At 61.7% G+C, this 12,435-nt stretch carries 10 protein-coding genes; 3 read left to right on the top strand and 7 right to left on the bottom strand.

The window, feature by feature from the left end:
- Positions 1–8 precede the first annotated feature (8 nt).
- From R8871_RS21900 to R8871_RS21880, 5 genes are all read right to left on the bottom strand, one after another.
- Positions 9–2,207, bottom strand: coding sequence for a polysaccharide biosynthesis tyrosine autokinase (locus R8871_RS21900; protein WP_175052545.1), 2,199 nt, complete (start codon positions 2,205–2,207; stop codon positions 9–11).
- 158 nt (positions 2,208–2,365) lie between these two features.
- Positions 2,366–3,601, bottom strand: a complete 1,236-nt coding sequence (locus R8871_RS21895) for a polysaccharide biosynthesis/export family protein (RefSeq protein ID WP_407673182.1) — start codon at positions 3,599–3,601, stop codon at positions 2,366–2,368.
- On the bottom strand, positions 3,595–4,050 hold the full coding sequence (locus tag R8871_RS21890; RefSeq protein ID WP_175052327.1) for an arsenate reductase/protein-tyrosine-phosphatase family protein: 456 nt from the start codon (positions 4,048–4,050) through the stop codon (positions 3,595–3,597). The genes R8871_RS21895 and R8871_RS21890 overlap by 7 nt, the downstream gene beginning before the upstream one ends.
- Positions 4,051–4,099: 49 nt before the next feature.
- A complete protein-coding gene (locus R8871_RS21885; RefSeq protein WP_175052326.1) occupies positions 4,100–5,545 on the bottom strand; it encodes a UDP-glucose dehydrogenase family protein in 1,446 nt (481 codons plus the stop codon).
- A 64-nt stretch (positions 5,546–5,609) separates the two neighbouring features.
- Positions 5,610–7,007 (bottom strand): undecaprenyl-phosphate glucose phosphotransferase, encoded by a 1,398-nt coding sequence (locus R8871_RS21880; RefSeq protein ID WP_175052325.1) that lies wholly within the window; start codon positions 7,005–7,007, stop codon positions 5,610–5,612.
- Between the two features lie 212 nt (positions 7,008–7,219).
- Here R8871_RS21880 and R8871_RS21875 point away from each other — a divergent pair, with 212 nt between their 5' ends.
- Together R8871_RS21875 and R8871_RS21870 are read left to right on the top strand one after the other, a co-directional pair.
- The gene (locus R8871_RS21875; protein WP_175052324.1) at positions 7,220–7,516 is read left to right on the top strand and encodes a hypothetical protein; all 297 of its coding nucleotides are present in this window, start codon (positions 7,220–7,222) and stop codon (positions 7,514–7,516) included.
- Between the two features lie 138 nt (positions 7,517–7,654).
- Positions 7,655–9,208: a mannose-1-phosphate guanylyltransferase/mannose-6-phosphate isomerase gene (locus R8871_RS21870; RefSeq protein WP_281370245.1), complete on the top strand. Its 1,554-nt coding sequence runs from the start codon at positions 7,655–7,657 to the stop codon at positions 9,206–9,208.
- Positions 9,209–9,343: 135 nt separating this feature from the next.
- Here R8871_RS21870 and R8871_RS21865 read toward each other — a convergent pair whose 3' ends face one another.
- Together R8871_RS21865 and R8871_RS21860 are read right to left on the bottom strand one after the other, a co-directional pair.
- The gene (locus tag R8871_RS21865; protein ID WP_175052323.1) at positions 9,344–10,519 is read right to left on the bottom strand and encodes a transposase; all 1,176 of its coding nucleotides are present in this window, start codon (positions 10,517–10,519) and stop codon (positions 9,344–9,346) included.
- A gap of 584 nt (positions 10,520–11,103) precedes the next feature.
- Positions 11,104–11,400, bottom strand: coding sequence for a YciI-like protein (locus tag R8871_RS21860; RefSeq protein WP_175052322.1), 297 nt, complete (start codon positions 11,398–11,400; stop codon positions 11,104–11,106).
- Between the two features lie 448 nt (positions 11,401–11,848).
- Here R8871_RS21860 and R8871_RS21855 point away from each other — a divergent pair, with 448 nt between their 5' ends.
- Complete coding sequence (locus R8871_RS21855; RefSeq protein WP_093633754.1) at positions 11,849–12,145, top strand: PsiF family protein; 297 nt, start codon at positions 11,849–11,851, stop codon at positions 12,143–12,145.
- Positions 12,146–12,435: the final 290 nt, after the last annotated feature.

Raw genomic sequence — 12,435 nt, 5'->3', positions numbered from 1 at the left:
TCAGGTGCTCAGGTGCTCAGATATTCCTGGACCGCCGCATAGCCACGGTCGTAGCCGCCGCGCGAGCGCGCCGGCATACCGTTGAAGATGCCGCCCTGCACGTGCACGCCGGCTGCGCGCAGACGCTTCAACGCCTCCGCGATCTCGCCTTCGTTGTGCACGCCCGAGCGAATCACGAAGAAGGTCGAACCGGCATACGCGCCGATAATCGACGCATCGGTGACGGCCAGCACCGGCGGCGTGTCGATCAGGATCACGTCGTAGCGCTTGGCGAGGCCTTCCAGATATTGCGGAAGACGCGGCGACATCAGCAGTTCCGACGGATTCGGCGGACGACGCCCGCACGAGATGAAGCTCAGGCCTTCGACATTCGAGGCGCGAATCGCTTCTTCGAGCGAAATCTGCCCGCTCAGCAATTCCGACAGGCCGTTTTCCTGGGTACCGCCCACATAACGTTCGAGCACGCCGCGACGCATATCGCCGTCGATCATCAGCACGCGTTTGCCCGAGTTCGCGAGCAGCACCGCCAGATTGACCGTCAGGAAGCTCTTGCCGACGCCGGACATCGGTCCCGTCAGCATGACGATGCGGTTCTTCGCGTCCATCATCGTGAACTGCATGGACGTGCGCAGGCTGCGCAGGCTTTCGATCGTGACGTCCTTCGGCCGCGCATTCGCCAGCACCGAGCGCAGGCGTTCGCCGCCGCGCTGGAAGCCGCTTTCGAGCAAGGCCTGTTCGGCGCTCAAGGGCACGAGGCCGTATACCGGCAGATGGAACGCGCGCTCGATATGGTCGGGATCGTCGATTCCCTTGAACATATTGCGGCGCAGGAACACGAAGCCGGTGCCGCAGATCAGGCCCAGAATCACTGCCGCCGAGAGAATCAGCACCTTCTTCGGCTTGACCGGCGCACCCGGGCGCATCGCCTGGTCGACGATATGCACGTTGCCGCCGGTACCGGCCTTCTGCACCGACAACTCCTGCACGCGGTTGAGCAGCAGCACGTAGATGTCTTCGGCCACCTTCGCATCGCGCTGCAGCTGCACGGCCTTCACTTCGGTTGCCGGCAGATCGCGGAAGCGGTCAGCATATTTGGCGCGTTGCGCCTCCAGTTCGGCCATCTGCTGACGCGCGGCCACGAGCATCGGATGGTCGTCGCCGTAGCGCTCGGTCAGCTGCGCCATCTGCAGACGCAAACCGGCGATCTGCTGCTCGTACTGCACGCTGCCTTCGAGGTAGACCTTGGCTTCGTCGCTCGCATTGATGGAACCGGACTGGCGCTGGTAAGCGGTCAATGCGGCTTCGGCGCGTTCGAGATCGGCCTTCAGGCGCGGCTCTTCGCTCTTCAGGAAGTCGAGCATCTTGCTCGCGTCGACCTGCTTGTTCGACACGTGCTGACGGACATACGACTGCGCGAGCGCATTGGCCACCAGAGCGGCGTGCTCGGGGCTCTTGTCTTCCAGCGAAATCTGGATCACGCCGGTCTGCTTGCCCTGCTCCTGCACGGTGATCGCCGACTGGAACGCGGTGATCGCGTCGAGGTCGTTAAAGCGCGTCACAATGAACTCTTCACCCGGACGGGCCACCAGCTTGCTGACGAGGATCGTCACACCGCCGCCCTGCTCCTGCTGGCCCACCTGGCCGCGCAGCAGCAATGAGCCGTTCTCCGCGTACAGTTCGTAGTGCTGCTCGTCGAACACCTTCATCATCAGCTTCGCGCCTTCGAGCGCGGGCACCACGTCGAGCGAATCGACCTCGGCGTCTTCACCGCCCCACGCGTACGAGGACAGGCCCAGCCACGGCCGCGCCGGCTGGCCCGGCGTCGCCAGGCGCGCGGCGATGCTGCCGAGCAGCGGAATCGTCTTCGGCGCGACGCTGAAGTTCAGCTTCAGTTGCTGGACCACCGGGCCGACTACGCCGCGGCTCTTGATGATTTCGATTTCGGCGTCGGTCGGCAGCGAAGTCGAGCCGGTGGTGATGGCCGCGCCCGTTTGCGTCTGCGTGAGCGCCTGCGAGGTGTTGTCGGACTGCTCGACCCGCACGTGCGCATCGGCCGAATAGATCGGCTTGGCGAGGAAACAGTACGCGGCGGCCAGCGCGACGATCGCCGCGGCAATCGCGATCAGCCACCAGATGTCGTCGAGGATCACCTGCACCAGTTGCCCGAGGACGACGTCCTCTTCTTCGGTCTTGATCGGACCGGCCATGTGTGGAGAGATTTGGTTGCTCACAATTCGATCCCGTTTCGGTTGCTTCGGCGTGGGCTTCAGCGGGTGCTTCGGCATGGGCTTGCGCGTTTGCCTCGGCGTTTGCTTCGGTCCCGCGCCCTGTGAGAGCGGCGCGGGCCTGTCGACGGTTCAGACAGTTATTTCGTCAGCTGCTTCAGGTAGAACAAGGTCTGGATGGTCGGCAGGACTTGCTGCAACACACGGTTGAACGTGGTCGAAGCGGCGGTGCCCACGTACACGACGTCCATCGGCTGCAACTGGAACTGGGACGACAGCATGATCGCGTCGGGCTGCGTCATGTCGAGGCGGTACACGTCCGGCGTGGTCGGATGCTCGCGCATGCCGCGCATCACGAAGATCTGGCGCGGATTGGCGTCCGTGTCGAGAATGCCGCCCGACTGGGTGAGCGCGTCGGCGATCGTCAGGCGGCCCTTCAACATCGGCACCTGGATCGGCGTCTTCACTTCGCCCATCACGAAGATGCGGCTGTCGCTGCGATCCGGAATGTTGATCACGTCGCCGTTCTGCAGCATCACGTTCTGCGTGGTGTCGCCCTGGTCGAGCATGCGGTTGGCGTCGAGCACGTACAGCTTGTTGTTGCGCGTGAGGCGCACACGCTGGATGTCGGCGTCGCTGTTCGTGCCGCCCGAGCGCGTGATCGCGTCGACCAGCGTGAGCGGCACGTCGCTGATGGCGAGCGGGCCCGGCGTCTTCACGTCGCCGGTCACCTGCACTTTCTGGCCACGGTACGACAGCACGCGCACGTCGACCTGCGGATTGCGGATGTAGCGCACGAGGCCGGCGCTCAACTGATCGCGCACTTCGCCCACGGTCTTGCCCGCGGCCTTGATGCGGCCGACAAACGGGAAAAAGATCGTGCCGTCGGGGGCAATCGTCTGGCCGTACGGATCGGCCTGGCCTGGCAGCGCGGCGGTATACGGCTGCTGCAAGGCGCCGCCGATCGACTGCGTGGTGTTGCCGCCCGCGGACAGCGTGCTGCCCTGCGGGGTGGTCAATTCCGGGTGGTCCCACACGGTAATGCCGAGAATGTCCTGCGGCGAGAGCCGGTACACGTACTGCGACGGATCGCTATAGTGCGAAGTCGGCAGCGCCTGTTGCGCAGCAGCGGCTTGCGCCTGAGCTTGAGCCGCCACCAGCGGGCCGTCGATCAGATGAACCGGATAGGTTTCGTTAGCTTGCTGACCCTGGTGCTGGCCGTCGTCTTTCAGGCGGGACGTGTCGAGGTAATTGCCAGGTGCGGTAGCGCAGGCCGACAGAAAGGACGTCAGCAAAAGCGTGGCGGCGAGTTTCGATTTAAAGCCCGTCGAATTGACGTTCGCGAATGTGTGTGCAGTACTTTTTTTCATCAGCATATTTTCTTCAGCCATCCCATGACCAGGTGTTCGATGAGCACGAGACTCTCCCTATAGTCGACTTCCCTGCCGCCGTGCGGATCGGCGACGTCGGAATCGTCTTCCCACTTGCCGAGCGGATAAACCTTGCCGCGCGAAGCCGGATCGAGAGCTTCGACCGCGCTTACCTGCGCGCGCTCGCTGACGAGCACGAGATCGGCTGCGCGCACGAGCCGGCGGTCGAGGCGCCGCGAATAGTGGATGCCGGAGGCGACGCCCTGCTCGGCGAGCAGGCGCCGCATCACCGGGTCCATGGCGTGGCCGTTGGTGGCGCGCAGGCCCGCCGAATGAAACGCGATCGGCGCTGAGGATGGCCGCGACGGCGCGCGCTGCCGGGCCTTGAACAGCATCTCGGCTGCGGGCGAACGGCACACGTTGGCGTGGCAGACGATCAGAACGTTGGCGAACATAGCGGGCTCCCTGGTGAGGCTTTGGCGGTGCGGCGGCTTATTGGCCAAATTACTGGCCGACCTCGACCGTATCGGCCGCGTCTATCGTGACCGGCAGGCCGTTCGCGCCGACCTTCGCAGGCGCATTGCGCAGCGCGTGCTGACGGCCGATCGCGTGATACTCGATACCGAGTTCGAGCAGCGCGTCCGGCTCGTACAGGTTGCGGCCGTCGAAAATCAGCGGCGTGGTGAGGCTCTCCTTGAGCGAACCGAAGTCCGGACTCTTGAAGACTTTCCATTCGGTGAGGATCACCAGTGCATCGGCGCCCTCGGCCGCTTCCATCTCTTCGTTCACGAACGACAGGCGCGCATGCTGTTGCGGCACGTCCTTCAGATCGAGTGCGAACACGCGCTTCGATTCGTCGATCGCGACCGGGTCGTAGGCCTTCACGCGTGCGCCACGGCGCAGCAGTTCGGCGATCAGCGGACGGCTCGGCGCTTCGCGCATGTCGTCGGTGTTCGGCTTGAACGCGAGGCCCCACACGCCGAAGGTGCGATCCGACAGGTCCTCGCCCAGACGGTCGACGATCTTCTGCGCGAGGATCTTTTTCTGCGTGTCGTTGACGGCTTCCACCGCTTCGAGAATGCGCAGATTGGCCTTATGGTCGGCTGCCGTGCGAATCAGTGCCTGCACGTCTTTCGGAAAGCACGAGCCGCCGTAGCCGCAACCGGCATACAGGAAGTCGTAGCCGATGCGCGGATCGGAACCGATGCCGCGGCGCACCGCTTCGATATCGGCGCCGACGCGGTCGGCCAGATTCGCGAGCTCGTTCATGTACGAGATACGCGTGGCGAGCATCGCGTTGGCTGCGTACTTGGTGAACTCGGCCGAACGCACGTCCATGTACAGCGTGCGTTCGCGATTGCGGTTGAACGGCGCGTAGAGACGCTTCATCAGTTCGCGCGCTTTTTCGCCGGGCACGTCTTCGTCGCAGCCGAGCACGATGCGGTCGGGACGCGTGAAGTCTTCCACGGCCGCGCCTTCTTTCAGGAACTCCGGATTCGACACCACGGAGAACATGTGGCTCGCGTTGCGCGCGGCCAGTTCCTCGGCGATCACGTCGCGCACGCGCGAAGCCGTGCCGACCGGCACCGTCGATTTGTCGACGATCACCTTGAAGCCCGTCATATGGCGGCCGATATTGCGCGCGGCGGCGAGCACGTATTGCAGATCGGCGGACCCGTCTTCGTCGGAAGGCGTGCCCACCGCGATGAACTGGATGTCGCCGTGCGCGACCGCGGCCTCGATGTCGGTCGAGAACTTCAGGCGGCCTGCCTTGCGATTGCGCGCGATGATTTCCTGCAGACCCGGTTCATGGATCGGCACGCCGCCGTTGTTGAGCACGTCGATCTTGCGTTGATCGACGTCGAGACAGAACACGTCGTGGCCGATGTCGGCGAGACATGCGCCCGTTACGAGGCCTACGTAGCCACTACCGATGATCGTCAGGTTCATGTATTACACCTCGGAAAATGGAGTTGATTCATTAAATGCGGTCGCGCGTTGCGCGGCTGCATGTTCAATATGCGTTGCTGCCCACAAAGCCCTTCCATAGCGTCAGCACGACGATCTTGATGTCGAGCCAGAAGGTCCAGTGCTGCATGTAGTACAGATCGAGCTTGACGCGGCCCATCATCTTTTCGATGCGATCGGTCTCGCCGCGATAGCCGTTGATCTGCGCCCACCCGGTGATGCCCGGTTTGATCCGGTAACGGTGCATGTAGCCCTTCACCAGATCCTTGTAGATGTCGTCGTGTTCGAGCGCGTGCGGACGCGGACCGACCACCGACATCTCGCCGCGCAACACGTTGATGAACTGCGGCAATTCGTCGAGGCTGGTGCGCCGCAGGAACGCGCCGACCGCGGTGATGCGCGGATCGCGCTTTGTAGCCTGAGTGATCTTGCCGGCCTCTTCCTTGTGCATCTTCATCGAGCGGAACTTGTAGATCTCGAACTGGTTGCCGTCGATGCCTTTCCTCTTCTGGCGGAAGAACACGGGGCCAGGCGAGCTCACCTTCACCATCACCGCGATCACCAGCATCACCGGCGCCAGCGCGGTCAGTGCCGCCAGTGCGAACAGGCGGTCGAAGATGCGCTTGGGCAGCACGCGCAGATCGGTGATCGGCGAGGCGGCCAGGTTGATCGCCGGCACGCCGAGCAGATCCACCATCGGCTGGTTGAAGAGCGTGAGACTGCGAACGTCCGGAATGAAGCGGATATTCACGAAGTCGTTCTTCAGATCCATCACAAAGCGATGGATCGCCTTCTCCTTCGAGATCGGCAGCGCGAGCCACAGTTCGCGAATCGCGCGCTGACGCACCAGTTGAAGCATCCGCGAGTAATCGCGCTCGACCGGCACGCCTTCGATCGCGTCGCTCGCATCCGGATCTTCATAGGGGTTGATCGTGCCCTCTTCGTCGAACAGCACGACGGGGCTAAAGCCCGCTTCCGGGCGGCTGCGCATCTGTTCGATCAGGAAGCGCCCATACGGCGCGCCGCCGACGATCGCCACCGCGCGCTGATTGAAGCCTTCGCGGCGCAGTCCGCGCAGAATCGAATAGACGATCACCTTGGTGACGATCAGCAGCACGATCGTGGCGATCGCCCAGTAAAACAGCCACAGACGCGACAGGCTGTCCGAACGGTGCAGGCTGAAGCTGATCAGGATGCCGGTGATCTCCACCATCACCCAGCCGCCCGCAACGCGGCACAGCAGGTCGTACAGCGGCTTGCCGCGCCACGACTGATAGATGCCGAGCGCGGGGAAGAACACCACCACGAGCAGGCAGTCAAACGCGAGCGATACGCTTTGGACGTCGTCCAGCCACACCAATTTCCCGCTGTGCACGGCCGTCGCGATAGCCGCGCCGAGCGCGACCATGGCGATGTCGATGATTCTCGATAGAACGCTCAGCATGAGCTGCCCCTCAGTTCGTCAGTCAAGTGCCATCCGTTGGTTGGTTGAATTCCCGTCACACTCATCGCCTCCTGTCACCGGCAGTGCAACGCCGGTATTCGCGCCTGCAGACCGATGCGCGGCGCGAAACTGATTGAACCGGTGTTAATTGCCCTGCCGCTTTCCGGATTAAAAAAATTCCTGAACGGACGATCCGGAAAACAGGTGTCGAAATGAGTGAATACCCTTGTACAGGTATAGATAAAGCGGTATTAAAATTCGGACTGCAAGACAGCAAAATATCTCAAAATGTATCGGTCATTTTTTCGATATTTTTTTGGAATTTTGTGCGGCAATTGTTACCGAATTTGCGTTTGAGAGGCCGGTTTCGCGCCTTTCTGGAAGCGGATATCAGCCGAGCTGTCCGTTTTCCTACGAAGCTTACGCCGCGCCTTTCGTCCCTATTCTGCGTCATTGCGCCGGATAAAAAAATCACCTGTGATTTTTTTCGGGTAATTTTTCTTTTTTAAAAATTGGCCGGACATTTTTCCTTCACGGAACGGCCAATTTTATTAAGCGTTTTATATAGTTTCTATTTAACGCGCTTTTATTGATTCTTTACTTCGTGATAAAACTCGACGCATTCACCCAGCCTCGAGGAGTCCATCATGACAGCTCCGGTTACGGCCACACCCGCCGACACCCGGTCCACGCAAGCTATGCACCTAAACGTCAAGCTCAAAGTTCATCCCGTGATTCTGGCGGGCGGCTCCGGTACACGCTTGTGGCCGATGTCGCGCGAGCAGCATCCGAAACAGCTGATTGGCCTGCTCGGCGACGACTCGCTGTTGCAGTCGACCACGCGCCGGCTCGACGGGCTCGAAACGGGTCATCCGCTCGCGGAGCAACTCGTCGTGGTGGCCAACGAAGAACAGCGCTTCACCACGGCTGAGCAACTGCGCACGAGCGGCAAGCCGACCCGGCTGATTCTCGAGCCCGCCGGGCGCGATACGGCGCCGGCGCTAACGGTGGCTGCTCTTTCGATCGCCGCGCAGGACGAGGACGGCATCATGGTCGTGATGCCCGCCGATCACGCGGTGACGGACAGCGCCAGTTTTCATGCAGCGGTGGCGTCCGGCGTACAGCATGCGGCGGCCGGCCATATCGTTACGATGGGTATCGTGCCGACGCGTGCGGAAACGGGTTATGGCTACATCCGCATTGGCGCGGCGCTTGGCATGCCTAACGACGCTCTCGCAACGGACGCCGATGCGGCCGGCAAGATCGGCGCGCACAAGCTCGATCGCTTCGTCGAAAAACCGCATCTGGAACTGGCGCAGCGGTATATCGAATCGCAGGAATACTGGTGGAACAGCGGCATTTTCATCATGCGCGCCTCGACCTGGCTGAAGGCGATCCGCCACTTCCAGCCGGCGATTTACGAAGCCTGCGACGCGGCCTTCGCAGGCGGCAAAGCGGACGGCGATTTCTTCCGTCTGCAACGCGATGCATTCAGCGCCTCGCCGTCGAATTCGATCGACTATGCGGTGATGGAGCAACTCGGTAACGATCAGACCGCTGCATCCGGCGTGGTTGTGCCACTGCAGGCCGGCTGGTCGGACGTGGGTTCGTGGGACGCGATCTGGGACATTTCGGAGAAAGACGCTGATCAGAACGTGGGACGCGGCCGCGTGATGTTCGAAGGGGCAAGCTCGACCTTCGCGCATTCGGAAGGACGCCTGATCGCCTGCGTCGGAACGCAGGATCTCGTGGTGGTCGAAACGGCCGATGCGATTCTGGTCGCGGACAAATCGCGCGTACAGGACGTTAAAAAGATCGTCGGACGGATTCGCAACGATGGCGGACTGGAAGCGACCAACCATCGCAAGGTGCATCGCCCGTGGGGCAACTACGATTCCGTCGACACCGGCGAGCGCTTCCAGGTCAAACGCATTGTCGTGAAACCAGGTGCGCGACTCTCTCTGCAAATGCATCATCACCGCGCGGAACACTGGATCGTCGTGCGCGGCACGGCGCTCGTCACGCGGGGTGAAGAGCGCTTTATCGTCTCCGAAAACGAATCAGCTTATATACCGCTGGGCGTCACCCACCGTCTCGAGAATCCGGGCAAGATGCCGCTCGAAATGATCGAGGTGCAGTCGGGCTCGTATCTCGGCGAAGACGATATCGTGCGCTTCGACGACACGTATGGACGTCAATGATTTACAACGAATGAAGCGGGAACCTGCGGCTGTTGCTCCTGACGGCCGCGGGGTATTGCTGTACCGGCGTTGTTCTACCTGCGTTGCTCTACCTGCGTTGCTCGACCGGCATTGCTCTATCGTCAACCGGCGCGCTCACCCCGCATGGGAGATGAGTTCTGGATACGACGGAAAACGATCTGATGCACTGCTTTCGGTTGCGGGTGCGGCCGGCTCGCTAGGGTAACGGCGCAGCGGTCCACGGAATGCATTGAGCGGACCGTGCAAAGGCCCACCGTGATTCACCGCGACCGGCTCCGGCACATGACGCATAGCCGGCAACGGACGCGCCACTGCAGCAGCAGCCGTGGCATTCACTGCCGGTGCGGCCTCGGCTGCAGCCTGCGTACGGCATTCACGGTCGATCCACTGCCGTGCCCATTCGAGCGCGTATTCCTCCGCCGCGTCGGCCTCGGCAAAGCGCGGTCCCACGAGGCCGGAACGCTCGACGCGTTTGCCGTCCTTCATGATCTCCGCCCAAGCGCGATACATGGCGTTGGGCACCTGCTCCGCCGCAACGTAGATCACATAACCGCGCCGGTCGGCGACTTGCGTGCCGCGTGGCGCGAGGCTCATCGACAGCGAGCTGCGCTGCTGATCTTCGAGCTGTTGCGTGCGGCGTGCCGACGTGATGGCCGAATCCAGGCTGTGCATTGCCGCGCCTACCGCCCGCGCTTCTTCCATGCTTTGCAGACCGGCGCGCATGGCGGGCCGGTTTACAGGTGACGCGGATGCCGGGCTGGCCGAAGGTGTACGCGACACCGGCGGCACGTTTGTCGTACCCGTCGTCAATCCGGACAACTGGCGCGTGATATCGGCGAACGGATCCGCTGAACGCCAGTTGCTCAGACTGCTCGATACGCCGGGCGCCTGCCACGATTCGGGGCTCTTCCACGACACACCGCGCAGACCTTCGTCACGCACGCTGGGGGTTTCGGCTACCGGTGCTGCCGGTTTGGCCGCGACGGGCGGCGCCGGTTGCGGGACGTACGCAAAGGTACGCCCGGTTTGGGACAACAGCCGAACCATCTCGAGCAGAGTGCCGTTCAACTGCCATTCTTCAAAACGGCGCCGGCATGTAGGACCTGACGGATAGCGGCCCGGCAGTTTCGACCAGGGCTCGCCAGTTGTCAGGATCCACAGAACGGCATTCGCCACGATACGCGGTTCGGCGCGGGGCCGGCCGCGTCGGTTCAGACGGACGGCCGGCTCGTCAGAGACAAGCGCTGCCAGCAGCGCCCATTCGTCATTGCTTAGCTCATCGAAAAACATTGGGTTTTCTCCACGCAGCCTGGCCGGGCCGCGGCTTTGGGCGGCCACGGATTCAACTTTCACGATCCGTGTGCAGCCCGCGGTTGCACAAATATGTTTTGTACGTTCTGTTTGCGGGTCAATAGCGCACTGGGTTAGTGCGGTTTGTCCCTATTGCGAAGCACAAAACGTGGTCTCACTCGTGCATGGGAGAATTTGTGCACGAAGCATACCACCACCAGGGTTTGCGTGAATATGGTTGAGACAAGTGTTACGGATGGAAACAATCTTGTCCTTTTTGCTGCGTCATTTCTCGTATTGCCGTAACAGAACTACCGTCGGTTCCAGCGCCGAACGGTGTTATTGCACAGCACAACTGCACGGCAACGTAGGCGAATAGTGTTTACGAAATTTATATTTGAGCCACAACGCATTTCGATGCATTTTGATGGCATTTCCGCCTGGCTGAGGAAAGCCTTGGCGCGGTGTTTTGACAGCACCTGGGTGACAACGGAGGCGCGATCGCCGTCGAAGCGGACTCAGCGCGTCTTCATGCTGTTCGCATTCCTCTCGACGCCGCGCGAGCGCGGCGGTTCGGCTTGCTTCTAGCGCACGGGATTCGCCGCGCCCTCACCCACCACGGTCGTCCATGGACGTACGCACCAGCGCGTCACGAGCCCCGCGAGCACATACGGATCGGCTCTGGCAAAGGCTTCGGCGGCTTCGGGAGAGTCGCCTTTGAAGAGCAGCACGGCGGTGTCCACAGGCTCGGTCAAGGCCCCGGCCAGTTGCAACTCACCGCGTTCCGTGGCCGCCCAGGCGAGCGCCAGATGGGCGTCGCGATACATACCGCGCCTCTCGAGGTAGTCCGGCACGAGGTCATACATCAACAGGTAGTGCATGGCGAGCCTCCTTTGGCTTGCGTGATCAAGACGACGGGTGGCGCATCGGCGCAGGAATTTCTGTCAAGATTACCCCTATGATCCTTAACGGGATTTTCTGCCGATTTCCTATTCATTTGCACCTGCAGCAATGCAAATTGGATGTTTAGAATTTGATCGCCCATATGGAATGACGGTGGCCTAATTCATTTGCATACGCCTTAGCAATTAATCCGGATTGCATAACATATTTTTACACGGCTGCCATTCGCCCGTTTTATCCCCCCGAAGCGCCGAAGACCCCAGCCCGTAGGGGAAAACCAGCGTGCTCGCCTGTCAACCGGAATGGCATTCCGTCCGTTCTGGCAGACAGCATTTGCCATAATGGACGTGCCGAGGGGTCCTGGACGCCGTTGACGCCCACGCGCATGAACGACCAAAAACGTTTTCACCACCGATGGAGTGTCACATGAAAATCCAATCCGCTATCGCTGCGCTGGTGCTGGGTACTGTCCTCGTTTCGCCGGTGTTCGCGCAGAACAGCCAGCAAACGAAAATGGCCGACTGCAACAAGCAGGCTGCCGACAAGAAAGGCGACGACCGCAAGGCGTTCATGAAAACCTGCCTGTCCGCGAAGCCGGCCGCCGCAGCGCCGATGAGCCAGCAGGACAAGATGAAGGCGTGTAATACACAAGCCGCCGGCAAGAAAGGCGACGACCGTAAGGCCTTCATGAAGACCTGCCTCTCGTCCGCGCCGGCTAACTAAACACGAGGCAATCGGCGCGGGCCACGCGCCGCACGCCTCACCGTGTATTGCTCGAACAGGGCCGCGCCGTTTTCAGGCGCGGCCTTGCTCTTCCTTCTGTCCCGACTCCTGCTCTTCGTCGCCGCCTATCTCGCGGCAGCCGCCCTCGCACGATCTATCCCTTCGCAGTCCACCCGCGCGAACGCGCCGTTTTTCTTCTATGATGGCTGCGGAGACGGCCCACCCCCATACACAACATTAGACGGGCCGCCATCTTGTCGTTGGTGCTGCAGAGCATCGATCGGAGGCAA

The sequence above is a fragment of the Paraburkholderia sediminicola genome (assembly GCF_902859805.1).
Taxonomy (GTDB): Bacteria; Pseudomonadota; Gammaproteobacteria; order Burkholderiales; family Burkholderiaceae; genus Paraburkholderia; species Paraburkholderia sediminicola.
The sequence above is the reverse complement of the archived record's forward strand: the minus strand, read 5'-3'. Positions and strand labels throughout refer to the sequence as shown.